Genomic DNA, 26993 nt, shown 5'->3' with positions numbered 1-26993 from the left:
AACCCTGCCCCCGTCACCCTCACCGGAGCATCCGTGACACCCCTCAGAAAGGCCCGCACCGCCGCGCTCGCGGTGGCCGGCCTGCTTGCCGCGCTCATCAGCGCCGTCCCGCCCGCACAGGCGGCCTCCCCCGCCTCCCCCACCGCCCAGGCCGCCCAGGCCGCCGCGCCCGTGCCGAGCGGCGCCCGGCTCGCCGCCTCCTGGACCGGCCCGCTCAGCACCCGGGGGAGGTACGTGGTCGACGCGAACGGCGACCGGTTCAAGCTCAAGGCCGGCAACTGGGCTGGAGCACAAGGGACTTGGGAGGGCAGCGGCCCGACCACGGACCCCGCGGACAACCAGGCCGGCCAGGTCTCGTACAACATCCCGCTCGGCCTGGACCGGGCCCCGCTCGACCGGATCCTGGCGGGCTTCCACGGCCTGGGCCTGAACGCCGTCCGGCTGCCGTTCGCCAACGCGATGATCCACGACACCGCCGCGGTCCCGGACGCCGCCGTCGCCGCCAATCCGCAGCTCAGGGGCAGGACCCCGTTGCACGTCTACGACGCCGTGGTGGCCGCGCTGACCGCCGACGGATTCGCGGTCGTCCTCAACAACCACACCACCAGCTACCGCTTCTGCTGCGGCCTGGACGGCAACGAGCGCTGGAACAGCGGTCAGAGCACCCAGCAGTGGGAGGACGACTGGGTGTTCATGGCGAACCGCTACAAGGCCGACAAGCGGGTGGTCGGCGCGGACCTGCGCAACGAGGTGCGCCGCGACACCTGGGACGACCCCAACTGGGGCCTGGGCGACGCCCACGACGAGTACGCGGCCTTCGAGGAGGCCGGCAACCGGATCCTCCAGGCCGACCCGGACCTGCTGGTGATCATGGAGGGCATCAACTGGTACGGCATCCCCGCCGCCGGGTTCTCCCACGGCCGGCCGATGCTCACCCCGGTGGCGACCCTGTCCAACACCCTGATCCGGTCCGACAAGCTGGTCTACGCGGCGCACTTCTACGCCTACACCGGCCCCGCCAACACCGGCGCGGGCAGCGGCCCGGGCTCGACCTCCGACCCGCGCTACGAGGACTTCACCCCCGAGCAGCTCGCCCAGGTGGTCGACCAGGAGGCGCTGTTCGTCACCCAGGACGGCCAGCACTTCACCGCCCCGGTCTGGGTCAGCGAGTTCGGGGCCGGCGGTCGCGGCTCCACCGACGCCAAGGAGCAGGCCTGGTTCGACCGCTTCACCGACCTCCTGGTCGCCAACGACACCGACTTCGCGGTCTGGCCGCTGGTCGGCTGGCAGCACGACGGCGTCCCGAACGACAGCTGGGCGCTGCTCTCCTACGACACCGGCGGCCGGCAGCTCGGCCTGAACGATCCGGGCGACTGGCGCGCCGCCGACTGGAACAAGCTGGTGAACGCCCCCTCGTACACCGGGCCGGTCGCACCGGTCGCCCGCTGGAACATGCTCGACCTCGACCACGGCGACCAGAACGTCTCGGCCCGGATGCTGGCCCGGCCCGACTGGAGCCCCGGCAACCGCAAGGGCGACTGCCCGGACGGCCAACGGCTGGCCGGCCTCGGCCGCGGCAGCAGCCGGGGCCTGTGCACCGACGCGGGGCAGCCGCCGCTCGGCGCCGGGGACTGGGTGACCGTCACCGACCAGCGCTACGTCACCGGCGGCGACTGGGCCTCCGGCTACGACAAGCTCCAGTGCCCGGACAACACCTTCGCCGTGGGCTACGGCGTCCACAACAACGCGATGTCCGCGCTGCTCTGCGCCCCGGCCGCGACCGCGCTGCCCGGCACCGGTCGCACGGTCTGGTTCGACCGCGGCGACAACCGGCCGGCGAACGGCGGCTCGGTCGCCAGCGACTGGGCGCCCGGCTCCTACAAGGGCCAGTGCGCCGACGGCGAGTATGTCGCCGGGGTCGCCGACACCTGGCGCGGACTCCAGTACGGCGTCCCGGACGCGCTGCTCTGCCGCCCGCTGCGCTGACCACCGCATCGGCGGGCCCGGGCCCGGCGGATGCGCCATCCGCCGGGCACGTGCAAGGTGGTGGAGTACGAACCGCCCGGCCGGCGACCGTCCGTGACCCTGCGGACACCGTCCGCCGGGCGACCGGCCCCCAGCCGCCCCTCGACCGAAGGAGGCGCCATGCCGTCCAGGACGATCCCCCGTCGGGCTCTGGTGCTGACCGCCGCCGCCCTCGCCGTCCTGCCCGCCACGGCGCTCACGGCGCCCGCGCGGGCGGCCGCCGCGCCCCCGGCCGCCACGGCCACCACCGCAGCCCCCTCCGGTCCGGCCACTGCCGTGCCGGTGCGCTTCGTGGACCTGCCCGACTCCGCGCTGCCGACGGACCGGGCGCCGCACCGGATCACCTTCCGTTACCGCAACGACACCCCGAAGGACCAGACGGTCTCCCCGCAGATCCTGGTCGAGTCGCCCCAGCGGGGCCCGTTCCTCAGCCCCTCCGACGTCCGGCTGGAGATGCGGGGGACGGACGGCAGCTGGCACACCGTGCCGCTGGCCAGCCAGACCGGCACGCTGTACACCGCGCTGGTCCCGGCGAAGATCGTCCTGCACTCCGGCCACACCCTCACCGAGAGCTACCGGATCACCGTCCTGCACGCGCCCGCCCCGGGCACGGTCGAGCCCCGGCTCGCGGTCTACCCCTGAGGCCCGCTCCTGCGGCCCCTGCCTGAGGACTGCGCCTGAGGTCGACGCCTGAGGTCTGCGCCTGGTCCCGGCCCACCGGCGCAGCCCGGGTGCCCCCACCGTGCGCCCCAACTCGCCCCCCGTGCTTCCAAGGTGCGCTTGGGGAAGCATCGGCCCCTGTTATGGAAAACTCACCCGATCGAGTGAGTTTGGCGGGCGGGAGTCGCCCGTTTGCGCAGGGGCTGTCCGCTATCCGGCGCCTTCAAACGTGCCCACGTCAATCCGCTCCAGCGGCAAGAATCGGCGAGGCGGTCCGACACCGGTCGGATCCCGTCCTCCCACACCTGCCGCAGAGGGGACCAGCCGTGACCACCGAGGCCGTTCCGCAGAACCAGCCCAGCCAGCAGAGCCTCAGTACCTCCGCCGCCCGCAACCTCGCCACCACCACCAAGACCGTGCCGCAGATGCTCGGGATCACCCCGCGCTACCTGCTGCGGGTGCTGCCCTGGGTGGACCTGGAGGCGGGCGTCTTCCGGGTCAACCGCCGCCGGGGCTTCATCCTCGGCGACGGCCTGGTCGGCACCTACGTCGACGGCTCCGGTGCCACCCGGGTCATCCCCGAGGACCTGCGCGAACTGGCCTTCCTCAGCCAGGTCGACGGCCCGGTGCTCACCGCCCTGGCCGCCGGGTTCACCGAGCGCGAGGTCGCGCCCGGCGAGCTGATCGTCGACGCCGACGCCCCGGCCGAGCAGCTGCACGTCATCGCCTCCGGGCGGGCCGAGAAGCGTGCCACCGGCGAGTACGGCCAGGACGCCCTGCTGGGCATGCTCGGCGACGGCGACTTCTTCGACGCCGCCGCCTGGGCCGCCGGCGCCGCGATGCCGTTCCGGGTGAAGGCCGTCAGCTCCTGTACGGTGCTCACCCTGGACCGCCGCCTGCTCACCGAACTCGCCGCCCGGGAAGCCTCGTTGCGCACCCAGCTGGACGAGTTCGCGACCGCCCGGAGCCAGGTCGACGCCGAGCACCCGATCGACCTCAGCTCGGGCCACTCCGGCGAGCCGTACCTGCCGGAGACCTTCGTCGACTACGACGAGAGCCCGCGCGAGTACGAGCTGAGCATCGCCCAGACCGTGCTCAAGGTGCACACCCGCGTCGCGGACATCTACAACTCCGACATGGACCAGGTCCAGGCCCAACTCCGGCTGACCGTCGAGGCGTTGCGCGAGCGCCAGGAGTGGGAGATGCTCAACCACCCCGAGTACGGCCTGCTCAACAACGTGGTGCCCACCCAGCGGGTGCGCACCCGCGGCGGCGCGCCCACCCCGGACGACCTGGACGAGCTGCTCGCCCGGGTCTGGAAGCAGCCCGCCTTCTTCCTCGCCCACCCGCGGGCGATCGCCGCGTTCGGCCGCGAGTGCACCCGGCGCGGGGTGCCGCCGCAGATCGTCGAACTGTTCGGCAGCCCCTTCCTGACCTGGCGCGGCGTGCCGCTGCTGCCCTCCGACAAGCTGGACCTCAAGGGCTCGGCCAACTCGGCGCCCGGCACCACCAACATCCTGCTGATGCGGGTCGGCGAGGAGCGCCAGGGCGTGGTGGGCCTGCGGCCGGCCAAGGTCCCGGACGAGGTCGAGCCCGGGCTGGCGGTGCGCGCGATGGGCGTCGACCGGCAGGCCATCACCTCCTACCTGGTGACCAGCTACTTCTCGACCGCCGCGCTGGTGGACGACGCCGTCGCCGTGCTGCAGAACGTCGAGGTGTCCAACTACCATGACTACTCCTGACGGATTCGGGCGCGGCACCGGCGTCAACGCGGCACCGGGAGCACCGGCTGTCCCGGGAGCTCCGGGAGCACCCGCCGCGCCGGGAGCTCCGGCCGCACCGGGCGGACTCACCGCCGCCCCGGCCGCCGCGCCCCCGTTCCCGCTCCCCGAGGCCCTCGCCCACGCCGCCGGCGGCCCCCGCTACTGGCTGCCCACCCGGGCCGACCGGACGTCACCGCCCACCGCCCCCGCCGCGGGCTTCGACGTCGAGGCCGTCCGCCGCGACTTCCCCCAGCTGCACCGCGAGGTCAACGGCCGCCCGCTGGTCTGGCTGGACAACGGCGCCACCACCCTCAAGCCCCGCCAGGTGGTCGAGGCGGTCGGCGAGCACTACTCGGCGGGCACCTCCAACGTCCACCGGGGGGCGCACACCCTCGCCAAGCAGGCCACCCAGATCTACGAGGAGGGCCGCGCCGAGGCCGCCAAGCTGCTCGGCGCCCCGGACCCGGACGAGATCGTCTTCGTCCGGGGCACCACCGAGGCCGTCAACCTGGTGGCCCAGACCTGGGGCCGGGCCAACCTCGGCGTCGGCGACGAGATCCTGGTCTCCGCGGCCGAGCACCACTCCAACCTGGTGCCCTGGCAGCTGATCGCCAAGGAGCGCCGGGCCCGGGTCGTCCCGATCCCGCTGCTCCCGGACGGGCAGCTGGACCAGGACGCCTACCGGGACCTGCTCTCCTTCCGGACCAAGCTGGTGGCGCTCACCCACGCCTCCAACGTGCTCGGAACGGTGCCGCCGGTGGCCGAGATGACGGCGCTGGCCCACCGCTACGGCGCCAAGGTGCTGGTCGACGGCGCCCAGGCGGTGGCCCACTTCCCGGTGGACGTCACCGCGCTGGACGCCGACTTCTACGCCTTCTCGGGGCACAAGATCTTCGCCCCGACCGGGATCGGCGCGCTGTACGGCAAGCGGGAACTGCTGGAGGCCATGCCCCCGTGGCAGGGCGGCGGCAACATGATCGACTCGGTGAGCTTCGAGGAGACCAGCTACGCCCCCGTCCCGCACCGCCTGGAGGCCGGCACCGGCCACATCGGCGGGGTCGCCGGGCTGCGGGCCGCCCTGCGGTACGTCGCCGGGCTGGACCGTGCGGCCGCCACCGCGCACGAGGAGCAGCTCACCGCGTACGCCACCGCGGCGCTGCGAACGGTACCCGGGCTGCGGCTGATCGGCGAGGCCCCGGGCAAGATCGGGGTGCTCACCTTCCTGCTCGACGGGACGGACCCGATCGCCCTCGCGGGGGCGCTCGACCAGCAGGGCATCGCCATCCGGGCCGGCCACCACTGCGCCCAACCCGCCCTCGCCGCCTACGGGTTGCAGAGCGCGGCGCGGGCCTCGCTGGCCCTTTACAACACCGTGCAGGACGTCGACGCCCTGGTCGCCGCGCTCCAGGGCGTCCAGGGCGAGGCCGCCGCGGCCGGAGCCTGACCGGACCGGGGGCGGGCACCCCGACCACCCCCGCCCCCGGTCCCCCGGCCCCGGTCCCTCATCTCCCGGACCCTCACCTCCCGGTCCCTCTTCTCCCGCCCCCGGCCCCGCTCCGCAGCGGGGCCGGGGGCGTTCCGTGAGATCGACCACGGTTTCGCGCCGGGTCGGTCGGTGGCCCCGGCCGGGATGGAAGCGACATTTCTGGCCGGAAACCGTCGAAAGACGTCCCGTATTCGTCGGATTCGAGGGGCATTCAACGGACTTGTCTTCCCGGTGTCAGCCCCGGCGAAGAGTTCCGTCCCCCGGCGATTTACCGCGTGTTCACATGCACTCGTCAACCGTGTTCACCGCTACGCTCTAGCGTCTAGCCGCCGCGCCGCTCGTGCTACGCGCGTCACGGCCCCACTTCTGACACACATGACGATGACGTCGAGGATCCGACCATGCACGCAGTTCCCTCCCGCAACAGGTGGCTCCGCTACGGTGCCGGCCTGATCGGCGCTGCCTCGCTGACCGCCTTCGGCGGTGCCCCCGCGGCCTTCGCCGCCGACGGCCCGCAGACCGCCACCCCGGTCAAGCACCTGGTGGTGATATTCCAGGAGAACGTCTCCTTCGACCACTACTTCGGCACCTACCCGAACGCGGCCAACACCGCCGACGACAAGGTGAAGTTCACCGCCAAGCCCGACACCCCCAAGGTGGACGGCCTGAGCGACGACCTGCTGCACAAGAACCCGAACCGCAACAACCCGGTCCGGCTGAGCCCGTCCCAGGCGGTCACCTGCGACCAGGACCACACCTACAAGGACGAGCAGCTCGCCTTCGACGGCGGCAAGATGGACAAGTTCGTCGAGCACACCGACATCGAGAACTGCAAGGCTCCGATGTACACCGCGCCCGGCCTGGTGATGGACTACTACGACGGCAACACCGTCACCGGCTACTGGAACTACGCCCAGCACTTCGCGATGAGCGACAACTCCTTCGGCACCAACTACGGGCCCTCCACCCCCGGCGCGATCAACCTGGTCACCGGCAACACCCACGGCGGCTACCCGGTCGACCCGAAGACCGGCCAGCAGACCACCGACGCCTACGTGGTGGCCTCCCCGGACGCCAAGGGCGTCGGCACCGTCATCAACGACCCGGACCCGGGTTACGACGACTGCTCCAGCCCCGCGCACAACCAGCTGGTGATGACCGGCAAGAACGTCGGCGACCTGCTCAACGACAAGGGCGTCAGCTGGGGCTGGTTCCAGGGCGGCTTCAAGCCGACCGGCACCAAGGACGGCAAGGCGGCCTGCGAGTCCGCGCACAAGAACATCGTGGGCGCCTCGCAGACCGACTACAACCCGCACCACGAGCCCTTCCAGTACTACAAGTCCACGGCCAACCCGAAGCACCTCGCTCCGAAGGACGTCGAGGAGATCGGCCACGCCGGCCAGGCCAACCACCAGTACGACCTGACCGACTTCGACGCCGCCCTCCAGCACGGCAACCTGCCCGCCGTCAGCTACCTCAAGGCCGCCAACTACCAGGACGGCCACGCCGGTTACTCCGACCCGCTGGACGAGCAGCACTTCGTCGTCGACACCGTCAACAAGCTGCAGAAGTCCAAGGACTGGGCCTCCACCGCCGTCGTCATCGCCTACGACGACTCGGACGGCTGGTACGACCACAAGTTCGCCGAGCCGGTCAACGGCTCCAAGGACCCGGCCAACGACAGCCTGAGCGGCGCCGGCCAGTGCGGCCAGGACGCCGGCTGGGGCGGCTACGCCGACCGCTGCGGCTTCGGCCCGCGCCTGCCGCTGCTGGTCGTCTCGCCGTACGCCAAGGCCAACTTCGTCGACCACACCCAGACCGACCAGACCTCGATCCTGCGCTTCGTCGAGGACAACTGGAAGACCGGCCGGATCGGCGACTCCTCCTTCGACGAGCACGCCGGCTCCATCGAGGGCATGTTCGACTTCAAGAACCCGCAGTCGGCCACCCTGATCCTGGACCCGACCACCGGCGCCCCGGTCGGCGGCGACACCCCGAGCGGCCGGCCCACCGGCGGCTCCTCCGCCACCACCCCGGCCGGCTCGGGCGGCTCGGCCACCTCGGCCGACGGCTCCACCGCCGTCGCCGGAGCCACCGCCGTCGCCGGAGCCACCAGCAGCGTCTCCGGCCCGCCGCTGGCCGAGACCGGCGCCGACTCCAACACCGGGCCGATCGCGGCCGCGGCCGTCGCCCTGCTGGCGATCGGCGGCGGAGCGGTCTTCCTGGCCCGCCGCAAGCGCGGCCGCCGCGCCTGACGCACGGCCCGCGCCCCGCACCACCTCCGGCACCGCCGGGTCCTGCTCCCAGGGCCCGGCGGTGCCCGCGTTCCCGGGGCCCGGCGTCCGCCGCACCCCGGGCTGGGCTACCCTTCCCGCCATGACCGCCAGCGCTCCGCGCCGCCGCACGCTGCTGGGCGCGGCCCTGGCGGCGGCCCTCGGCGCGGGCTGGGCGGCCGGCTGCTCCGGCCGCGAGGCACCCGCCCGCGCACTGCGGCTGGCCACCGGGCCCGAGGGCGGGCCGTACAACGCCTTCGGACACTCCTTCACCGGGGCCGTGAACGCGAGCGGCCGGCTCACCCTCACCCCGGTGAGCAGCGCGGCCAGCGTCGACAACCTGCAACAGCTCGCCGACGGCTCGGTGGACCTCGCGCTCACCACCGCCGACGTCGCCGAGGACGCCGTCCTGGGCCGCGACACCTTCGACCGTCCGCTCGGCCTGACGGCGCTGGCCCGGGTGTACGTCAACTACCTGCACCTGCTGGCCCCCGCCGACGGGCCGGTGCGCGAGCTGACCGACCTGGCCGGCCGCCGGGTGGCCACCGGCGCGGTGGGCTCCGGCAACCAGGTGACGGCCGGGCGGCTGCTGCGCCGGGCGGGGATCGACGTGCGGCAGCAGTCCCTCGGACTGGCCGAATCGCTGGCCGCGCTGCGCGCGGGCACCCTGGACGCGGCGTTCTGGTCCGGCGGCGTCCCGACCCCCGCAGTGGCCGCGCTGGCCCACGAACTGCCGCTGCGCTTCGTGCCGTTGGACGCCGTCGCCGCGCTGCTGCGGGAGCGCTACGGCCCGGTGTACACCGCCGTCACCCTGCCCGCCGGCGCCTACGACCTGGCCGGCCCTGTGCCCACCCTCGGCGTCGGCAACTACCTGACCGCCCGGCCGGGCGTCCCCGAGGACGCCGTCCGGCGGCTGCTCGGCATCCTCTTCGACCAATGGGCCACCCTGCTGCGCTCGGTGACGGCCGGCGCCCGGCTGGAACCCCGCTTCGCCGTCTCCACCGGCGCCGTCCCGCTGCACCCGGGGGCGGCGGCCTACTACCGCTCGGTCTACGGGTAGGAGCACCTCGTCAGGTCCGCGGTGGCCTGCCGGTGTGCGGCAAGCGGCCACCATCCGACGGGCGGCCCACCGCCACCGAAGCACGGGGCCGCCCGGCACGAACGACGGGTCGAGGCGAGGTCGCGCGCGAAGGGGACGAAGCGGGCGATCGTCCATCGACGGGTCGGGGGATCGGCCAGGAGGCCGGGGCCAGCACGAGCCGGCCCCGGCCGAGGACGAGGACCGCGGGCCGGCAGGTGCCCCCGGCTACCGCGGTCGCCCGCCGTCCCGCCGGGCCGGTCGCGGTCCGGCAGCGCCCCGGTTCACGGGGTGGCGACCAGGAGGACGCAGCCGCTCGCGCCGGCGGTCCCGTTCGCGCCGTTCTGTCCGTGGGGTTGTGCCCTGCGGCCGCCGCTTCCACCGTTTCCGCCGCTTCCAGCGTTGCCTGTCGCGGTGCCGGCGGGACAGGCACCGGTGATGTCGGGAGGCAGGGTGATGGTCCCACCGGTGCTGCCGGTCTGCTCCTCGGTCACCACGCCGCCGGCGGTGCCGGTGTAGGCGGTGGAGGTGGCCTTCACTCCGGTGGCGGTGGCCTCGCAGACCGGGGAGGTCCCCTGCTGGCCGCCGGTGGCCTTGGCGAAGCCGCCGGATCCACCCGCCCCGCCGCCCTGGCCGGCCGGGCCGCCGTCGGTTCCGGAACCGCCCGCAGGACGGTTGCCGGAGCCGTGACCGCCCGCTCCGCCGCCTCCGCCGGGCGCGAGGACCGCGATCCCACCGGAGCCGGTGACGGACGCGGCTTGGCCGCCGGTGCCACCGCGGCCGGGGCTGCCCGCGGACGCGGCCGTGCCGCCCGCCCCGCCGGAGGTGGCGAAGGGCACCGTGACGTCCAGGACGGTGCCCGGCTGGAGCCCGGTGAAGGTGCAGGTGAGGGCTGATGCCGCGCCGCCGCCCGTGCCGCCCTGGCCGCTGCTGCCGTCGCCATAGATGCCGTTGGCGTCCTGACCGCCGCCACCACCGCCGCCGCTACCCGCGGCGCCCACGGCCGTGACGGTCAGGGTGCTGCTCTGGGCCGGGACGGTGTACCGGGCGACGCCGGGGGCGCAGACGGAGGTGGAACCGCTCGGAAGGCAGGACACGACGGGGGTGATCAGGACGCATCCCGGCGCGCCGTCGCCAAGGCTGAATCCGGGGAGCCCCGAGCCGCCCAGGGCGTTCGAACCGCCTCGGCCGCCGAAGCCGGCCCCGGGGCACTGGGGTGCGAGGCCGTCGGGAGAGATCCTCCCGCCGCTGCCGCTGCCGCGGAACGGGCCGGGTTGCCCGGCGGAGCTGGTGGCGGCCGGACCCGTGACGGCCGTCAGCCCGTCGCCGGAGGCCGTACAGGCCGGCGAGGTGCCCGGCTGGCCGCCGGTCGCCCCCTGAGGGCCGTTTGCCGTACCGCCCGCGCCCCCGCCGCTGCCGCCACCGGCACCGCCGTCGACGCCACCGAGCCCGCCAACACCGCCGAGCCCGCCGAGCCCGCCGACGCTGCCGGCGCCTCCTCCGCCACCGGCGGCTGAGATGGCCAGGCCGGAAGCGGTGACGGAGGCGGCCTGACCACCGCCCGCAGGGCTCAGGACCCGCGAACCCACTGCCAGGGCACCGGCGTTGCCGCCGGCGGGCACGGTCACCGCCAGCACCGTGCCCGGCGCCAGGCCGGTGACGGTGCAGACGATCGCCGCACCGGCTCCGCCCCCGGCGCCGCCAATCCCTCCGCCCCCACCGCCGCCCCCACCGATGACGGCGAACCGGACCTGCAGCGCGTCCTGCGGCACGGTGTAGGTGGAGGAGCCCGGGGTGGCGCAGACCGTTGTACCGCTCGCCACCGAACACGCGCCGGCGTCCACGGCCGCAGCTGTGCTGCCGGTCGCCACCGCGGCGCCTGCCACAGGCAGTGGCAGAACCGCGCCACCACTCAGCGCCAAGGCGCCCACCGAAGCGAGCGCGCCCAGCAGACGGCGCCCCCGCCCCTCGCCTCCGCCTTCCCCCGGAATCCATCGTCCCAACACGTCGCCTCGGCCTCCCATACAGGTCATCTCTGGTGGAAGCGCAGCGGATCCACACCGCGCACTCACGGAAAGTGTCAACACGGACACACTCGGTGCGCAACGGCAGTCCTCCGCGGCTGCCCGCCCACCAGCGCTCCAGGCCCGAGCACCCGATGACAGCTCGCCACCCGCACGGCCCCGGTCCGCACCCCGAACGCGTAGCCCCGCGTGCCCCGGCACCCATCGACGAGACCCTGGAACGGCGGCCCCCGACCCGAACCCCCGAGCGGTCCGGGTGCCGCGGACCCCGCCGCCGACCGGACCACCAGCCGCTACCACGGAATCGGCCACTCGGGCCCTGTCCGCCATATGGCTCCTCGTCGTCACCCGGGCCCACCACTCAGGGGCACGGCGGCGCCCACCAGTGCGCCCGGGGCCGCGACCGAGGCACCGTCAAGCCCGTTTGGTAGCGGCCGCTACGGCTGGCTACGCTGCACCCCATGCGGTTGAACGTCCGGCCGGGGCAGCGGCGCCGGCTCCACCAGGCCCCCGAACAGCACACCCGCCGGCGGCGCGGACCCGCCCTGGACCCGGCGTGATCCTGCGCATCGACCGGGCCTGGCTGCTCGACATCGCCCACCGCTTCCTGCCCACCGACCCCGACATCACGGACTACGGCACCCTCACCGCCGCCGTCGCCCGGCACGCCGACGAGGTCATGGACGTCCCCGTGTACGAGGGCCCGCACCAGCGCGCGGCCGCGCTCATGCACCAGCTGATCCGGGTCCCGGCGCTGGAGTCCGGCAACGAGCACTTCGCCGCGGTCGTCGCCGCCGCCTACCTCAGCGCTTCCGGCGTCACCGTCACCGTCGGCCCGAAGGCCGCCGCCGAGCTCGCCGCCCGCATCCGCGACGGGGGCGCGGACGTCCGGGCGGCCGCCGCCGCCATCCGCACCTGGTACCGCTGAACCGCCGCACCGCTGCGAGGTTCAGGGCGCGGGCAGCCGGAACTCGACGGTCAGTCCGTGTGGGCTGGTCAGCGCGACGGTGAGCGTTCCACCCCCCGCGCGGGCGAGTTCGTCCGCGATGGCCAGGCCGAGGCCGGTGCCGGGGAGGTTCTGGTGTTCCGGTGAGCGGGCGAAGCGCCCCAGCAGCAGCGGGAGTTGAGCGTGCGGGACGCCGGGGCCGGTGTCCCGCACCCGGACCACCGCGCCACCGTCCGGGCCGGGCCGGGCGGTCACCCGCACCCCGGCACCGGGCGGGACGAACTTGCCGGCATTGTCCAGCAGGGCGTCCAGGATCCGCCCGGCCGCATCGGGCAGGGTGCGGGCACGCAGCCCGGGAGCGATGTCGGCGGTCAGCTCCGGGCCGCCCGCCTCGAACACCGGAGCCCAGGCCGCCACCCGCTCGGCCACGGCCGCGGAGACGTCCTCCTCCTCGACCGGCGCGGCGGCCGCCTCCAGCCGGGCGAGGGCGAGCAGGCCGTCGAGCAGCTCGCCCAGCCGGTCCGCCTCGTCCAGGGCGAGGGCGTGCGCCTGCCGACCGGGGCCCGGTGCGACATACGGCTCGGCGTTCTCCAGTTGCAGCACCAGGGTGGCCAGCGGGTTGCGCAGCTGGTGCGAGGCGTCGGCGACGAAGTCCCGTCGGCGGCGCAGCGATTCGCCGACCGCCGCCGCCATGCCGTCGAAGTGCTCGCGCAGCCGCCGCAGTTCGGGCGGGCCGGTGTCGGCGGCGCAGGAGTCGGCGGCACGCGGTTCGAAGCGGCCGTCGGCCATGGTGGCGACCGCGCGGTCGAGTTCGTGGACGGGCCGCAGCAGCCAGCGGGCGATGGCGGCCGCGACCAGGGCGGCGGCGCCGAAGGCGGTGACGGCGCCGGCCGCGATCAGCGTCCAGCGGACCAGCACGTCGTGCCGCGCCGCGTCGGTGGGGACGGTCAACAGGACGGCGCCGCCGACCCGTTCGTCCTGGCCGACCGGTTCGGCCAGCACCACGGTGTCCGGTCCCCAGGGGAGGATGGTCGGCAGCGCCTCGGTGGAGCGGCCGGTCAGGGCGCGCTCCTCGGCCTGCCGGGCGGCCGGGCCGACCGGGGCCGGACCGGCCCGGCCGACGGTGTGTCCGGCGGTGTCGACCACGGTCACGGCGGCGCCGTAGAGCTGGGCGTAGCGGGTGAGTTCGGCGTCGAGTTCCCGGCGGTCGGCGTCGGTGCGGATCCGGTCGGCGAGCTCGGCGAAGCGGACGCCGTCGGCCCGGCGTTGCAGCAGCAGGTGTTCGGTGCGGCTGCGGGCGTAGGAGTCGGCCAGCGGCAGGGCGAGCAGCAGCACGGCCGTGCCGATGAGCGCGGTCAGCACGGCCAGCAGCCGGCGTCTCACCGGCCTTCCAGGGCGCCGAGTTGGTAGCCGTAGCCGCGGATGGTGCGGACCAGCGCGGCCCGGCCGGTCTTGGCCCGGATGCCGGCCACGTGCACGTCCAGCGAGCGGGAGGAGGCGAGGAAGGCGTCGCCCCAGATCCGGTCGAGGATCTCCTCACGGGAGCGGACGTCGCCGGGTTGCCCGGCGAGCAGCGCGAGCACGTCGAACTCGCGCCGGGTGAGCCGGACTTCGGCGCCGTCGACGGTCACGGTGCGGGCCGCCAGGTCGATCGTGACGTCCCCGGTGCGCACCTGCCGGTGCCCGTCGGCCGGTGCGGGGGCGGCGCCAGTGCGGCGGCGCACGGTGTCGATCCGGGCGATGAGTTCGGCCATCCGGAACGGCTTGACCACGTAGTCGTCGGCGCCGGCCCGCAGGCCCTGGAGGACGTCCCGCTCCTCGCCGCGCGCGGTGACCACGATCAGCGGCACCGCGCAGACCGTACGCAGCTTGCGCAGCAGGTCGAGGCCGTCCAGGTCGGGCAGGCCGAGGTCGAGCAGGACGAACTCGGCCGCCCGGGCGTGCCGCAGCGCCTCGGCGGCGCGGACCACCCGGCGCACGGTGTGGCCGCGCCGGGCGAGCGCGGTGGCGAGGGCCTGGGCCATCCGGTCGTCGTCCTCGACCAGCAGCATGTGCACGAACCCTCCCCGGCGGTGAGGTGACTACGGTACGGGCTGCGCCGCGGCAGCCGGCGCCGGGGTCTCCGCGGGGTCGATCACGGCGTGCCGGGTGTCGGGCATCAGCACGTAGACGACCAGGGAGACCAGCGCGCAGCCGGAGACGTACCAGAAGAAGCCGGACTCGTGGCCGCTGTTCTTGAACCAGAGCGCGATGTACTCGGCGGTGCCGCCGAACAGCGCGTTGGCGAGGGCGTACGGGAGCGCGACGCCGAGGGCGCGGATCCGGGTGGGGAAGAGTTCGGCCTTCACGGCCGCGTTGATCGAGGTGTAGCCGGTGACGACGAGCAGCGCGACGAGCGAGAGGCCGAGCGCGGACCAGTAGCCGGAGGCCGAGCCGAGGGCGGTCATCAGCGGGTAGGTGCCGACGGTGCAGCCGAGCGCGAAGGTGATCAGCAGCGGGCGGCGGCCGATCCGGTCGGAGAGCAGTCCGGCCAGCGGCTGGACGGCGGCGAACACGGCGAGCGCGGTGAAGCTGACCAGGGTGGCGGTGTTCTTGGCGAGCCCGGCGCTGCCGATCAGGTACTTGGTCAGGTAGGTGGTGTACGTGTAGTAGGCGACGGTGCCGCCGAGGGTCAGGGCCATCACCAGGGCGGCCTGGCGCCGGTGCTCCCACAGGCTGCGCAGGGTGCCGCGGGCGTCGGCCCGCTCCCGGCCGGCGGACTCGGCGGCGAAGGCCTCGGTCTCCGGCAGCCGGCGGCGCAGCCAGAGCACCACGACGGCCAGCACGGCGCCGAGCAGGAACGGCAACCGCCAGCCCCAGGAGTGCAGTTGGGCACTGTTCAGGGTGTGCTGCAGGACGATCAGGATGCCCAGGCCGAGGAGTTGGCCGCAGGTCATCGAGACGTACTGGAAGGAGGAGCCGAGGCCGCGCCGGTTCGGTGCGGAGGCCTCGGTGAGGTAGGTGGCGCTGGCCGCGTACTCGCCGCCGATGCTCATGCCCTGGAGCAGCCGGGCGAGCAGCAGCACGACGGCGCCGAGGTAGCCGGCCCGGGCGTAGGTCGGGGCGACGGCGATCAGCACGGCGGCCGCGGACATCATGGCGACGGTCAGGGTGAGCGCGCTCTTGCGGCCGTGCCGGTCGGCGGCCCGGCCGAGCAGCCAGCCGCCGACGGGGCGCATCAGGAAGCCGACCGCGAAGATCCCGGCGGTGTTCATCAGCTTGGCGGTGGAGTCGCTGCCGGGGAAGAAGTCGTCGGCGAAGTAGACGGCGAAGCTGGCGTAGACGAACCAGTCGTACCACTCCACCAGGTTTCCCAGCGACCCGCCGATCAGGGCGCGCCGCCGCCGGGCGGTGGCGCTCCGGGACGGTGGCGGCGGCGGTCCGGCGGCGGCTGCGGACGACTCCCGCGAAGGCGAAGGCGACGGCGACGGCGAGGAGGAGGACGGCGACGGGGACATGGCGGCTCCGGAGCGGGGGGCTGGTGCGGCGGGTGGGTGTCCCCGAGCGTGCGGCCGGTCGCGGCGCGGCGGCAAGGCGCACCGCCCAGAACTTACGTTCCGCTAAGGAAGCCTGCGCCGCAGCTCACCCGCCGACCCGGCACCGACCCCGGCGCGCGGTTATGGGGCGATAACCGCAGGGGATCTGGCGGTCGGGGCGGCCGGCTCGGTTCGATGGCGGGGAAGGAATCGAGTCCCCGGTCGGGAGCCCATCATGCGAGACCACCTCCGAAGGACCGTCCGGCACCACCGCCCGCTCCCGCCCTGGGGCGGTACGGCGGCCCGCGTCGTGCTGGCGCTGGTCTGGCTGTGGGCGGCCTGGGCGAAGATCGGCGAACCGCTCGGTTCCGCCGGGGCCGTGCGCGCCTACCAGGTGCTGCCGGAGTCCCTGGTGGAGGCCGTCGCCGGCGGGCTCCCGGTGCTGGAGCTGATGCTCGGGGCGCTGCTGCTGCTGGGCCTCTGCACCAGGGGCGCGGCCTTCGGTTCCGCCGTGCTGCTCGCGGTGTTCCTCGGTGCGATCGCCCAGTCCTGGGCCCGTGGCCTGTCGATCGACTGCGGCTGCTTCGGCGGTGGCGGGGAGAGCACGGGCGGTGCCGGGCACTACCTGGTGGAGCTCGCCCGGGACCTCGCGCTCCTGGTGCTCGCCGTGCTGCTGACCGGGTGCCGGCGCACCCGCTTCGCCGCCGACGGCCTGCTGCGGCAGCCGGGTTGACCGGTTCCGCCCCGCCTCCGCGGCACCGCCCTCCCCCACATCGACGAGGAGACCCATGGTCGACAACCGACACCCCGCCCGCACCGTCCGGTCCCCGCGCCCGGCCCGGGACCGGCTGCTCGCCGAACGCCGCCGCGCCGCGGTGCTGCGGCGCCGGCGGCGGATCGCCCTGGGAGCAGCCGTCCTGACGGTGGCGACGGTCGTCGCGGCGGGCGTAGCGGTCCAGTACGAACGGTCCCACGACCCCCGGCCGGTGGTCCCGCCGCGAGCCGGCGGCGACGCGCTGACCGTCAGCCTGGGCCGCCCCGACGCCCCGGCCACACTGACGGTCTACGAGGACTTCCGCTGCCCCGGCTGCGCGCAGGCCGAGCAGGTGATCCACCGGGCGGTCAACTCGCTGGTCGACGGCGGGAAGCTACGGGTCGAGTACCACGTCCTCTCCCTGGTGGACGGCATCGTCCGGGGCCATGGGTCCGCGTACGCCGCCAACGCCGCGGTCGCCGCCCACGACGCGGGCCGGTTCCGCGAGTACCACGACCTGCTGTTCGCGAACCAGCCCGAGGACGAGCACGACGACCGCTTCGGCTCCAAGGACTACCTGCTCGGCCTGGCCGAGGAGGTGAAGGGCTTGAAGACCACCGAGTTCACCGAGGCGGTCAGCAACGGCACCCACGACACCTGGGTGCGCAAGGTCCAGCGGAACTTCGAGCGGCAGGACGCGATCCGGGGCACCCCGGCCCTGTTCCTCGACGGCGAGGACCTGCTCGGCGATCCGGAGCAGCCGCTCACCGAGGAGCGCCTGCTCCGGCTGGTGAACGAGGCGGCCGAGTCACCGGCGGGCTGAGCCGGGACCGGACGCCGGACCTGCGCCGGAGCCGTGCGCCGTACTGGAGCCGGGGCCGTACACCGGACTGGAGCCGGAGCCGGAGCCGTACGTCGGACCTGAGGCGGTACGGCCCGGACCCCGGCGGACCGCGCGGCGGGCCATCGACAGCAGGTCGCGGGCCGGTCCCTGCGGACGCCGGCCGCTGGGCCAGACCGCCCGCAGGGACCGGCTCAGGTCCACCCCGGTCACCTGGACGGCCACCAGCCGCCGCGCCCGCAGGTCCTCCTCGACCGCCAGCCGGCTGAGCACGGCCGGTCCGGCCCCGACGACCGCGGCGGCCTTCACCGCCGTCGAGGAGGGCAGTTCCAGCAGCGGGCCGGCCAGCCCGCCGTGCGGCGCCAGCACGGCCGTCAGCACCTGCCGGGCGCCCGACCCCGCCTCCCGCAGGACCAGCCGGGCGGCCGCCAACTCCTCGGGGGCGACCCGGCTGCGGCGCGCCCAGGCGTGCTGCGGGGCGGTCACCACCACCAGCTCGTCCCGGGCCACCACCGCGGTGTCCAGCCCGGCCGGGACAGTGGCGCTCTCGACGAACCCGAGGTCGACCTCGCCGCGCAGCACCTTCTCGGCCACCAGACCGGAGTTGTCGGCGCTCAACGAGACCACGGTGTCCGGCCGGTCCGCCCGGAGGGCGACCAGCCAGCCGGGCAACAGGTGCTCGGCCACCGTCAGGCTCGCGGCGACCCGCAACCGGTCGTCGCGCTCGCCGCGCAGCGCCTCGATCCCCGCGTCCATCGCCCCGGCGGCCTCCAGCACCCGGCCGGCCCAGCCGGTGACCAGCACCCCGGCCGGCGTCAGGCGGGAACCGTTCGGGGAGCGTTCGAGGAGGCCGACCCCGATCCTGGTCTCCATCACCCGCATCCGGGCGGAGGCGGCCGGCTGGCTGATGCCGACCTCCCGGGCGGCCCGGCCGAGACTGCCGAGCCGGGCGACGGCGAGCAGCAGCTCCAGGCTGGGGAGGTCGGGCACTCGGGGGGAAAGCGGCATGGTGGGTTCACAGACGTCGGGGCGGATCGAGCCGGACGGAACGGGGCGGGACGGCGAACTGCCGTCCCGCCCCGGGGGGTTCTGGTCGTGGTGGGGTTCAGCGCCGTCGGCGGCGAGCACGGGCCGCCCGGGCGGCGAGGGCGAGGGCGGCACCCGCAGCGATCGCGACGAGGCCGACCGGCAGCGCGGTGCCGACCAAGTCCGTTCCTGTGCGGGCCAGTTCACCCCCGGGCGCGGGGGCTGCCGGCCCGGGGGAGCGCTCGCCGCCGGTGCCTGCGCCCGGTGCGGGCGGGGCCGCCGAGGCGGACGGGCTCGGGCCGCCGGACGGGCCGGGGCCGGGTGATCCCCCCGGGCCACCGGGGTCCGTGGGCGTCCCGCTCGGGGTGGTCGTCGGGGTAGCCGTCGGGGTGGTCGTCGACGTCGGCGTGGACGTGGGTGTCGAGGTGGGCGTGGGCGTGGGCGTGGATGTGGGTGTCGACGTCGGGGTGGTGGTCGGCGTCGCCGTCGGGGTCGGTTTTCCGGGGACGAGCCGGATGACCTTCAGGGGCTGGATCTCCACGATGTCGTCCTTGCCGAGGTAACCGATGACGCCGATGTCGACCCGGTCGGTGAACGGGTTGTCCGGCCCGAACTTCAACCGGACCGGAATCTCCGTGACACCGGGCGGAATGAGCCCTTCGTCCTCCGGGAGCGGGAAGTCCTGCCAACTGTCCATCGGATCGTTCTTCGACGCGGTCGACTGCCACCGGCCGTCGAGGAAGTACTGGACCTCGATCTGGTCGGACCTGATCCCGACGGACTGGGTGTCGTGGACCTCGAAGAACACCCGGTTGAACTGCCCGTCCGTCTCCGCGCGGTGGAGAACGACGGTGAACTCCTGCCAGTCGGCCCCGGGTTCGAAGTCGCGGGGCAGTCCGCGCAGGTCCAGGGAGGCCTCCGTCGCGGTCGCCGACGTCCCGGGCGCCGTCGCTGCCACCGGATTCGCCGCCGTCGGATTCGCCGCCGCCGCGGTCGGAAGCACCGCCGCCGCGACGAGCCCGGCGGCCCCTGCGGCGACGGCGGTGGCAGCGGCCATTCTGCTCAGTTGCACGTGATTCCCTCGTCCCATTGATGATCAATACACCGGGAATCCTCTGTGCACCGACCAGATCCGGGTAGTACCCCCTTTCCTATGGGGTCATAGGCCGGGTTTCTGACTCACCCTGGCCGCCCTCCGCTCCGTTGATGCACCCATCACCACCCGACCCCTTGGCGGGGAAGGCCCTTCGTCGACACCGTGGGATCGGACGTCCGTTCCGAATTCCCCACCCCGAAGCGCCCGTTCGAAGGGATGACTACTCCGTGCTCGCACCGGTCAAGGCCCTGTCCCGCCGCTCCGTCCCGCTCTTCGCCGCCCTGACGGTGTTCTGCTGCGGCGTGGCCGCGGTCCGCCACTCCCCCTGGTGGTGGTGGCTGTCGACCGCTTCCGTCCTGGCGCTGGTGGCGGTGGGGCTACGCGACCTGCGGCAGCGGTCGGACGCGGCCCTGCGCGGCCACCCGGCGCCGGGGCGCGCCAGGTCCGCGACGGAGCGGATCCGCCCGGAGGTCCGCCGGCGCTTCGGCGCGTCGAACCCGGACGGCCGGCCGCTCCCCCGCGAGCCGCGGAGCCCGGTGTGCGAGGGGACCGGGAGCCCGGTGTGCAAGGGGACGGAGCGGCGGGACCCGGCCAAGGCCCTCGGGGCCGAACCGGACCTCTACGCGCGGGGACACGAGTTCCTCGTCCCCGGCATCTACGCCGAGCTCTACGAGTGGCTGGAGCGGGGCGAGTTGCTCCGCCGGCCGGGGCCCGGCCGCGCGGCGGACCGGGACCTCGCCTCCCCGGACACCGTCAACCCCGGTACGGACCAGCGCCCCTGAGGCCGCGCGGGCTCCCTCCGCCCGGGCGGGATCCCGCGCCGCACAGCCCCGGAGCGGTCCGTTCCACGGGCCGAGCGGGACGGGTCGTCGACGATCGGCATCCGACCCTCGCGGTGGGCGGCGCGCAGGTCGTCCAGGTACGCCCGGGTGAGCATCGGCCAGGTACGCCGGGGTGGGCATCGCGGAGCCGGTCGCGACGCCGCCCCGGTTGATCCGGACCTCGCCGTCGAGGGCGGCGCCGGTCAGCCGCCCCCGGCGGGACGCCGGGGGCGGCCGGGGCCTGGTGGTCCTTGACCCTCCCCGGCCGGTCCAGCGCAGGTCCCAGTGCTCCAGGTCGGTGTCCTCGGGAGCAGCAGCGTGACCACGGCGCGCTGGAGGTCGAGCCGGACCCGACCTTCCGGGGGACCTGCGGTGACCGCCGGCCACCCGGGCTGCGGCGGACTGGCCGGCAGCCGACCTGGAGGACCTGCGCGCGCGGGCCGGCGGCCGTGGAGCACTGCACCGGCAAGCAGCACACCGGACAAGCGTTACATTGGGGCAGAAAGGGGACCGATCACCGGCGAGGTGCGGCGGATGCACGCGATCACCGACTGGCTGCGCGGACTGTCCGGCCCGGTCGTGTACGCGGTCGTCGGCGCCATGGTCTTCACCGAGGACGCGCTGTTCTTCAGCTTCTTCATCCCGGGTGAGTCGGCCGCCGTCCTCGGCGGCTTCATCGCCCACCAGGGCAGCGTCTCGCTCGGCTGGATGATCCTGGTGGTGGTCTGCGCGGCCGTCCTCGGAGACTCCGCCGGCTACGAGATCGGCCGCCACCTCGGCCCGACGATCCTGCGCACCCGCCCGCTGCGGCGGCACGCGAAGCGGGTCGAGACGGCGCAGGACCTGATCCGCCGGCGCGGGCCGGCCGCCGTGTTCGTCGGCCGCTTCATCGCCTTCTTCCGCCCGCTGGTGCCCTCGCTGGCCGGGATGTCCCGGATGCCGTACCGCCGGTTCCTGTTCTACAACGCCCTCGGCGGGCTGACCTGGGCCTTCGGCTTCACCCTCCTGGGCTACTTCGCCGGAGCCGCCTACACCAGGGTGGAGGGCACCGTCGGCCGGGTCGCCGCCATCACGATCGCCGGGCTCGTCGCCGTCGCCCTGCTGGTCTGGTTCCTGCGGCGCCACCACGCGCGGGGCCGGGAGCCGTCGGACCAGGACGGCGGCGGGCGGGAGCAGTGAGCCGGGCCGGGGCGGGGCGCGGCGCCGGGCCGTCACCGATCCGGCAGGCCCGCCCGCCGGTCACCGACCGCTACCGGAACGGCGGCCCGTCCGGCACGCAGACCCGGCCGCGCGGCGGCAGGCCGCCGTCCAGCAGGTAGCGCGCCTCGTAGCCGGCGGCGCAGCCGCTCGGATTGCCGAGCACGCTGTGGCCCGGGCCGTCGACGGTCAGCAGCCGGCCGCGGGCCAGGGTGTCGGCCAGCGCGCGGGAGCCCTGGTACGGCCAGGCCGGGTCGCCGGTGTTGGCGACGACCAGCACGGGCGCGGCGGTGTAGCGGTCCCAGGGCCCGGTGTAGCGGTCCCGGGCGGCCTCGGCAGGCCAGTCGGCGCAGCGCTGGGTCTGCCAGACCCAGTACGGGCCGAGGGCGCCGGAGCGCTCCCGGGCGAGGTCGGCGAGCGCCGGGTAGTCGGTGCCGGCGGGCGGGTTGACGGTGTCGGCGCACAGCACGCCGAGGACCTGCGTCTGGCCGGGCTGCGCCCCGGTCGGCAGGGGTGCCGCCGGGGTGTCGGCGGCGGTCCACAGGCTTTGCAGCTTCCCGCCCAGGGCGGCCCAGCCGGGGCTGCCGAGCTGCGGCAGCGGCTGGGCCGAGTACAGCAGCAGTGCGACGGTCGAGACGGCGCTCGCCTCGTCGTAGGTGACGGCCTGCGCGCCGGTGCCGACGGTGACCGGTCCGCGCGCCAGGCGCTCCGTGAGCGCGGCGTACTTGGCCCTGGTCGCCTCCGGGCTGCCCGCGGAGAAGGCGCAGTCGGCCGGGGTGGCGGCGCCGCAGCGGTCGAGGAAGTCGTCCAGGGTGCGGGCCGAGCCGAGATCGCTGCCGGTGCGCAGGAACGGCGGCAGTGCCCGGTCCTGGGGGGTGCGGCCGGTGGACCAGGCCACCGGGTCGACGGCGCTGTCCAGGACCATGGCGCGCACCCGGCCGGGGAAGAGGTTGGCGTAGGTGGCGCCGAGGTACGTCCCGTAGGAGGTGCCGAGGTAGCTGAGCCTGCGGTCGCCGACGGCCTGGCGCAGCAGGTCGAGGTCGCGGGCGACGTCCGCGGTGGACAGGTGGGCGAGCAGGCCGGTGCGGTCGTTCTCGGCGCAGCGGCGGCCCAGTTGCGCGTAGGTGTCGGCCCAGCGCGACTGCTGTTCGGCGCCGATCGGGTAGCCGGCGGGGAGTCCGCCGAGCAGGGCCTGTTCGCCGGCCGGGTCGGGGAAGCACCGCAGGGTGGTGGAGGCGCCGACGCCGCGCGGGTCGAAGCTGACGATGTCGAAGCGCCGGCGGACCTCCTCGGGGAACAGCGGGGTGGTGGAGGGCAGCGCCAGGGTGCCGGGGATCGCCGGGCCGCCCGGGTTGTAGAACAGGGTGCCGATCCGGTGCGCCGGGTCGTCGGCGGGGTGGCGGATGAGCGCCAGGTCGATGGAGCGGCCGTGTGGGTCGCGGTGGTCCAGCGGCACCTGGGCGGTGTCGCACTGGAAGCCGGGGGCGCAGGGCTCGGCCCAGGTCAGGACCGGCACCGGTGGGGCGGGCGCGGCGGCCGAGGCGGCGGCCGGGGTGAGCGCGGCCAGCAGCAGGCCGGCGGCCGTGGCGGCGGCGGCGCGGAGGGTGGCGGCGGTGCGGGGTCGGGGCACGGGCGGCTCTCTCGGTCGGTCGGCTGAGCGGGCGTCACGGAGTCTTCCGTTCCGCACTGCCAGGGCGCTGCCAGGACACTGTCAGGGCACTGACACCGCGCTCTCCACGCGCGGTCCGCTCGCCGAACCGCGTCGCCCGATCGTTGTTGACGAAAAGTCAGCAGGTTCGCCGCCGCGCCTTGACGGCCCACCGACACGGTCCTACAACGGAGTCAGCTCCCCGCTCTCAGCTCCCCGGCTCTCAGCTCCCCCGGCTCTCGGGAGCCCGTCGGGAGCAGCGGAAGTTCGCCTTCTCGCCCCTCACCGAGGAAGAGGCTTTCCCATGCGCGCACTCCCCCACCGCACCGCACCCCTGGCCCTCGCCCTGCTCGCCGGGCTCGCCCTGGTCGCGACGGCCCCCGCCACCGCCACCGCAGCCCCGGCCGACGACGCCGGCCCCGTGCTCACCACCGGCAGCACGGGCGGCGCCGCCGTCGCGGCGGGCGACGCCCTCGCCGCACCGCTCGCCGGCGGCTCCGCCACCTTCTACTCCACCGCCACCAGCACCACCGGCGTCACCTGCGCGACCTCCCGGCTGTCCGCCACCGTGTTGACCAACCCGGCCGCCCCCGGCACCGCCACCGAGTCCCTGACCGGCCTCACCTTCGGCTCCTGCACCGCCAACGTCACCGGCGTCACCTCGGTGCGGAGCCTGACCGTCGACACCCTCCCGTACGGCCTCTCGATCGACGACGGCGCCGGCCTGCCCGTCACCCTGACCGGCGGCAGCGCCGGGCAGATCCAGGCCACCGCCGTCCTGAACAGCTGGTTCGGCACCATCACCTGCACCTATCGGCTCAGCGGAGCCTTCACCGGCGCCGCCGACAACGGCGGCCAGAGCCTGACCTTCACCAACGAGCACTTCGCCAAGAGCGGCGGCTCCGGGCTCTGCCCCGGCGACGGCTACTTCTCGGCGAGCTACGGCCCGGTCACCGACACCAGCCAGTCCGGCGCCCCCGCCGTCTACGTGAACTGACCGCCGGGCCGCGGCCCGCCGCACCGGAGGCGGTTCAACGGCGGCGGCAGCAGCAGCAGCACGAAACGATCAGGCCAGGGCAGATTCGGACCCAAGCGGGCGGGATGGGACGATACCTGCCATGTCTAGCAAGTCTCCGCCGGTCCGGGGCAACGAGGCCCCCGCCGACCCGCTCCGCCGCCTGCTGCTCGACCTGGGCGACGCCCTGCTGGGCGGGGGCCTTCCCGTCCATGAGGTCGAGGAGGAACTCCGCGGGCTCGGACGGGCACTGGGGGCTCCCGAGGTGCGGGTCGCCGCGCTCACCAACGGCCTGTTCGTCGCCCTCGACGCGGTGGAGGCCACCAGCTTCCGGCCGGTCGGCGCCGCGCTGCGGTTCGAGCAGACGGCGGACGTCCTGCACCTGGTGCACCGGCTGCGCGCCGGCGAGCTGGACGGCCCCCGGGCCCTGGCCGAGCTGGACGCCATCCGGCTCGCCCCCGCCCGCTGGCCCGCCTGGGTGGCGGACCTGGGGGCACTGCCGGTCGGGGTGGGCGTCTGCCTGTTCCTCCAGCCCGTGACGGCGAACGTGCTGGCCGCCGGGGCCGGCTCGCTGGTCGTGGCGGGCCTGACCGTCCTGGCCCGCCGGCTGCCCAGGCTGCGCCCGCTGCTGCCGGTCACCGCCGGGTTCCTGGTGGCCCTGCTCGTCCTGTCGCTCACCCGGGCCGGCCTGCTGGAGGGCCCGCTGCGCACGATCGTGGCCACCCTGGCGATCCTGCTGCCCGGCGGGCTGCTGGTCACCGGACTGTCGGAGGTCGCGGCGGGCGCCGCCAGCGCCGGGACGGCCCGGCTGGTGTCCGGCGCGGTGCAGCTGGCGCTGTTCCTCGCCGGGGTGGCGGCGGCCACCACCGCGCTCGGCGTACCGGCCAGTGAGCTGGCCAACATCCAGGTGGCCAGGCCGAGTTGGTGGGTGATCGCGGTGGGGCTGGCGATCGCCGTGGCCGGCGTCGTGGTCAACGTGAACACCCCGCCGGCGGCGATCCCGTGGATCGTCGCGGTGATCGCGGTCAGCGTCACCGTGCAGGTGGTGGTCGGGTCGGTCCACGGCGCGGCGATCGGCGGGCTGGCGGGCGCCGTCAGCGCCGCGGTCGCGGCCACCGTGGTGCACTGGCTGCCCGGCGGACCGCTCTGGCAGGTGCTCTACCTGCCCGCGTTCTGGATCGTGGTGCCCGGCTCCTTCGGCCTGCTGAACACCGCGCAGATCGAGGTCGGCAACGGCGCCCAGTCGGTGCTGGCCGCCGTGTCCGCGGTGTTCGGGGTGTCGATCGGCACCCTGATCGGCTCGGTGATCAGCCGGATCCCGCGCCCCTCGCTCGCCGTGGCCCAGCTGCGGGCCTGACCACCCGCACGCGCGAGCACCGTTCTCCACGAGCACCGTTCTCCGCGACCACCCGACCGGCGCGGTCCCCGGCTCAGCCGGCGGCCGCGCCGTTTCCGTTGCCGCTGCTGCCGTTTCCGATGCCGTTGCCGCTGCCGCCGCTGCTGCTTCCGGTGCCGTTGCCGCTGCCGCCGCTGCTGCTTCCGGTGCCGTTGCCGCGGCCTCTGCCGCCGCCCATGCCGTTGCGGACCGCGAGCAGCGCGGTGTCGTCCGTCAGGCGCCCGCCGGTGTGCCGGAGGACGGCCCCGACGACGGCCCCCACCAGGCGCTCCGGCTCCCCGGCCCCGGGCAGGCCGGCCAGGCCCTCCAGGTGGGCGCGCAGGTCGAAGAAGTCGCCCTGGCGGTCCCGGGCCTCGGTCACCCCGTCCGTGACGATCAGCACGGTCTCGTCCACGTCCAACCGGAGGCGCTGCACCTCCGGGAGCCGGCCGGCCAGCGGGGCGAGGCCCAGCGGGACGCCGCCGCCCGGCGGCAGCTGCCGCACGCCGCCCGGGCCCAGGACGTACGGGCAGTCGTGGCCGAAGTTGACCACCTGGATCTCCCCGGGGGCGTCGTCGGGGAACCAGACGACCACCGCCGTGGCGAACCGCTCGTCCTCCTCGCCCAGCCGGGCGGAGAGCCGGTTCTGCCGGTGCACCCGCTCCTCCAGCCAGGAGGCGACCGTCGCCAGGCCCTCCTCCCGGAAGGCCGCCTCCCGGAAGCAGCCGACCAGGGCCGCCGCCGTGGCGACCGCCGGCAGGCCCTTCCCCTGGACGTCGCCGAGGACGACCCGGGCGCCGTACGGGGTGGCCACCACGTCGTAGAAGTCGCCGCCCACCCGGGCCTCGACATCGGCGGCCAGGTAGCGGGCCTCCGCGTCCACCCCGCCCCAGCCCGGCGGCACCGGGCGCAGCACCACCTGCCGGGTGGTCTCGGCGGTGCCCTGCAGATGGCGGACGTAGGCGGCGGCCCGGGCCCGGAAGACGCTGAGCGGATACGCGAGGACGCAGCCGGCGATCACCAGCAGGAAGTCCTCGATCCCGTGGGACTTGCCCCAGAGGCCGTTCAGCCCGGGATAGGCGACGACCGCGAGACCGGCGAAGGCCACCGTGACCGCCGGGCCGCACAGCCCCGCGGCGACCACCGGGACCAGGGCCAGCCAGCTGAGCGACTCGAAGGAGCGGGGGGTGAGGGCGTCCACGGCCACCACCGCCGCCAGCAGCACGGCGGGGATCAGCCAGGACCGGTGCCCGTACCGGACCAGCACCGGCAGCTGGGGCCCCGGGTCGGACGGCGACTGCGCGGGCCCGGACGCCTTCGCGGCACGCACCAGCAACGGCCCCTCCGCTCTCCTCCGGTGTCGGGGGGGGGGGGGGGGGGGGGGGGGGGAGTGGAGGGGGGAGGGGGGGGGGGGGGGGGGGGGGGGGGGGGGGGGGGGGGGGGGGGGGGG

At 74.9% G+C, this 26993-nt stretch carries 21 protein-coding genes; 13 read left to right on the top strand and 8 right to left on the bottom strand.

The window, feature by feature from the left end; genetic code table 11:
* Positions 1–33: 33 nt before the first annotated feature.
* From ACZ58X_RS17635 to ACZ58X_RS17610, 6 genes are all read left to right on the top strand, one after another.
* Positions 34–1986 carry a glycoside hydrolase family 5 protein gene (locus ACZ58X_RS17635; RefSeq protein ID WP_470334537.1) on the top strand — a complete coding sequence of 651 codons (1953 nt, stop codon included), beginning with the start codon at positions 34–36 and terminating at the stop codon, positions 1984–1986.
* A gap of 159 nt (positions 1987–2145) precedes the next feature.
* Complete coding sequence (locus ACZ58X_RS17630) at positions 2146–2667, top strand: signal peptide protein (protein WP_470334536.1); 522 nt, start codon at positions 2146–2148, stop codon at positions 2665–2667.
* 344 nt (positions 2668–3011) lie between these two features.
* Positions 3012–4427, top strand: a complete 1416-nt coding sequence (locus tag ACZ58X_RS17625) for a family 2B encapsulin nanocompartment shell protein (protein WP_470334535.1) — start codon at positions 3012–3014, stop codon at positions 4425–4427.
* Positions 4414–5892 (top strand): SufS family cysteine desulfurase, encoded by a 1479-nt coding sequence (locus tag ACZ58X_RS17620; RefSeq protein ID WP_470334534.1) that lies wholly within the window; start codon positions 4414–4416, stop codon positions 5890–5892. Before ACZ58X_RS17625 ends, ACZ58X_RS17620 begins: the two co-directional genes overlap by 14 nt.
* Positions 5893–6335: 443 nt before the next feature.
* The gene (locus tag ACZ58X_RS17615) at positions 6336–8189 is read left to right on the top strand and encodes an alkaline phosphatase family protein (RefSeq protein ID WP_470334533.1); all 1854 of its coding nucleotides are present in this window, start codon (positions 6336–6338) and stop codon (positions 8187–8189) included.
* Between the two features lie 121 nt (positions 8190–8310).
* Complete coding sequence (locus tag ACZ58X_RS17610) at positions 8311–9267, top strand: TAXI family TRAP transporter solute-binding subunit (RefSeq protein ID WP_470334532.1); 957 nt, start codon at positions 8311–8313, stop codon at positions 9265–9267.
* A 302-nt stretch (positions 9268–9569) separates the two neighbouring features.
* On the opposite strand, the gene ACZ58X_RS17605 is transcribed toward ACZ58X_RS17610, so the two are convergent.
* Positions 9570–11156, bottom strand: a complete 1587-nt coding sequence (locus tag ACZ58X_RS17605; RefSeq protein WP_470334531.1) for a glycine-rich domain-containing protein — start codon at positions 11154–11156, stop codon at positions 9570–9572.
* 709 nt (positions 11157–11865) lie between these two features.
* Here ACZ58X_RS17605 and ACZ58X_RS17600 point away from each other — a divergent pair.
* Positions 11866–12237, top strand: a complete 372-nt coding sequence (locus ACZ58X_RS17600) for a fic family toxin-antitoxin system, toxin component (protein WP_470334530.1) — start codon at positions 11866–11868, stop codon at positions 12235–12237.
* Positions 12238–12258: 21 nt separating this feature from the next.
* Here ACZ58X_RS17600 and ACZ58X_RS17595 read toward each other — a convergent pair whose 3' ends face one another.
* The 3 genes from ACZ58X_RS17595 to ACZ58X_RS17585 are packed head-to-tail and all read right to left on the bottom strand — an operon-like array spanning position 12259 to position 15602.
* Positions 12259–13638: a sensor histidine kinase gene (locus tag ACZ58X_RS17595; RefSeq protein WP_470334529.1), complete on the bottom strand. Its 1380-nt coding sequence runs from the start codon at positions 13636–13638 to the stop codon at positions 12259–12261.
* Positions 13635–14312 carry a response regulator transcription factor gene (locus ACZ58X_RS17590; RefSeq protein WP_470334528.1) on the bottom strand — a complete coding sequence of 226 codons (678 nt, stop codon included), beginning with the start codon at positions 14310–14312 and terminating at the stop codon, positions 13635–13637. The genes ACZ58X_RS17595 and ACZ58X_RS17590 overlap by 4 nt, the downstream gene beginning before the upstream one ends.
* A gap of 24 nt (positions 14313–14336) precedes the next feature.
* Positions 14337–15602, bottom strand: coding sequence for an MFS transporter (locus ACZ58X_RS17585; protein WP_470334556.1), 1266 nt, complete (start codon positions 15600–15602; stop codon positions 14337–14339).
* Between the two features lie 403 nt (positions 15603–16005).
* On the opposite strand from ACZ58X_RS17585, the gene ACZ58X_RS17580 reads away from it, so the two are divergent.
* Together ACZ58X_RS17580 and ACZ58X_RS17575 are read left to right on the top strand one after the other, a co-directional pair.
* Positions 16006–16503 carry a MauE/DoxX family redox-associated membrane protein gene (locus ACZ58X_RS17580; RefSeq protein WP_470334527.1) on the top strand — a complete coding sequence of 166 codons (498 nt, stop codon included), beginning with the start codon at positions 16006–16008 and terminating at the stop codon, positions 16501–16503.
* 55 nt (positions 16504–16558) lie between these two features.
* Complete coding sequence (locus ACZ58X_RS17575; RefSeq protein WP_470334526.1) at positions 16559–17347, top strand: DsbA family protein; 789 nt, start codon at positions 16559–16561, stop codon at positions 17345–17347.
* On the opposite strand, the gene ACZ58X_RS17570 is transcribed toward ACZ58X_RS17575, so the two are convergent.
* Together ACZ58X_RS17570 and ACZ58X_RS17565 are read right to left on the bottom strand one after the other, a co-directional pair.
* On the bottom strand, positions 17333–18373 hold the full coding sequence (locus ACZ58X_RS17570; protein WP_470334525.1) for a LysR family transcriptional regulator: 1041 nt from the start codon (positions 18371–18373) through the stop codon (positions 17333–17335). The two genes, ACZ58X_RS17575 and ACZ58X_RS17570, sit on opposite strands and share 15 nt — an antisense overlap.
* A gap of 97 nt (positions 18374–18470) precedes the next feature.
* Positions 18471–19463 (bottom strand): hypothetical protein, encoded by a 993-nt coding sequence (locus ACZ58X_RS17565; protein WP_470334524.1) that lies wholly within the window; start codon positions 19461–19463, stop codon positions 18471–18473.
* 251 nt (positions 19464–19714) lie between these two features.
* On the opposite strand from ACZ58X_RS17565, the gene ACZ58X_RS17560 reads away from it, so the two are divergent.
* Positions 19715–20269, top strand: coding sequence for a hypothetical protein (locus tag ACZ58X_RS17560; RefSeq protein WP_470334523.1), 555 nt, complete (start codon positions 19715–19717; stop codon positions 20267–20269).
* Between the two features lie 573 nt (positions 20270–20842).
* Positions 20843–21487: a DedA family protein gene (locus tag ACZ58X_RS17555; protein WP_470334522.1), complete on the top strand. Its 645-nt coding sequence runs from the start codon at positions 20843–20845 to the stop codon at positions 21485–21487.
* 70 nt (positions 21488–21557) lie between these two features.
* On the opposite strand, the gene ACZ58X_RS17550 is transcribed toward ACZ58X_RS17555, so the two are convergent.
* On the bottom strand, positions 21558–23135 hold the full coding sequence (locus ACZ58X_RS17550; protein WP_470334521.1) for an alpha/beta hydrolase: 1578 nt from the start codon (positions 23133–23135) through the stop codon (positions 21558–21560).
* A 322-nt stretch (positions 23136–23457) separates the two neighbouring features.
* Here ACZ58X_RS17550 and ACZ58X_RS17545 point away from each other — a divergent pair, with 322 nt between their 5' ends.
* Together ACZ58X_RS17545 and ACZ58X_RS17540 are read left to right on the top strand one after the other, a co-directional pair.
* Positions 23458–24150, top strand: coding sequence for a Tat pathway signal sequence domain protein (locus ACZ58X_RS17545; RefSeq protein ID WP_470334520.1), 693 nt, complete (start codon positions 23458–23460; stop codon positions 24148–24150).
* 121 nt (positions 24151–24271) lie between these two features.
* The gene (locus tag ACZ58X_RS17540; RefSeq protein ID WP_470334519.1) at positions 24272–25525 is read left to right on the top strand and encodes a threonine/serine exporter family protein; all 1254 of its coding nucleotides are present in this window, start codon (positions 24272–24274) and stop codon (positions 25523–25525) included.
* A gap of 73 nt (positions 25526–25598) precedes the next feature.
* Here ACZ58X_RS17540 and ACZ58X_RS17535 read toward each other — a convergent pair whose 3' ends face one another.
* Positions 25599–26873: a PP2C family protein-serine/threonine phosphatase gene (locus tag ACZ58X_RS17535; RefSeq protein ID WP_470334518.1), complete on the bottom strand. Its 1275-nt coding sequence runs from the start codon at positions 26871–26873 to the stop codon at positions 25599–25601.
* Positions 26874–26993: the final 120 nt, after the last annotated feature.

The organism is Kitasatospora sp. NPDC040550, assembly GCF_055594965.1.
The sequence above is the reverse complement of the archived record's forward strand: the minus strand, read 5'-3'. Positions and strand labels throughout refer to the sequence as shown.

Coding starts and splice junctions, on each gene's coding strand:
- ACZ58X_RS17630 (WP_470334536.1), top strand. CDS start 2,146: ATGCCGTCCAGGACGATCCCCCGTCGGGCTCTGGTGCTGACCGCCGCC.
- ACZ58X_RS17620 (WP_470334534.1), top strand. CDS start 4,414: ATGACTACTCCTGACGGATTCGGGCGCGGCACCGGCGTCAACGCGGCA.
- ACZ58X_RS17615 (WP_470334533.1), top strand. CDS start 6,336: ATGCACGCAGTTCCCTCCCGCAACAGGTGGCTCCGCTACGGTGCCGGC.
- ACZ58X_RS17610 (WP_470334532.1), top strand. CDS start 8,311: ATGACCGCCAGCGCTCCGCGCCGCCGCACGCTGCTGGGCGCGGCCCTG.
- ACZ58X_RS17580 (WP_470334527.1), top strand. CDS start 16,006: ATGCGAGACCACCTCCGAAGGACCGTCCGGCACCACCGCCCGCTCCCG.
- ACZ58X_RS17575 (WP_470334526.1), top strand. CDS start 16,559: ATGGTCGACAACCGACACCCCGCCCGCACCGTCCGGTCCCCGCGCCCG.
- ACZ58X_RS17570 (WP_470334525.1), bottom strand. CDS start 18,373: ATGCCGCTTTCCCCCCGAGTGCCCGACCTCCCCAGCCTGGAGCTGCTG.
- ACZ58X_RS17555 (WP_470334522.1), top strand. CDS start 20,843: ATGCACGCGATCACCGACTGGCTGCGCGGACTGTCCGGCCCGGTCGTG.
- ACZ58X_RS17545 (WP_470334520.1), top strand. CDS start 23,458: ATGCGCGCACTCCCCCACCGCACCGCACCCCTGGCCCTCGCCCTGCTC.
- ACZ58X_RS17540 (WP_470334519.1), top strand. CDS start 24,272: ATGTCTAGCAAGTCTCCGCCGGTCCGGGGCAACGAGGCCCCCGCCGAC.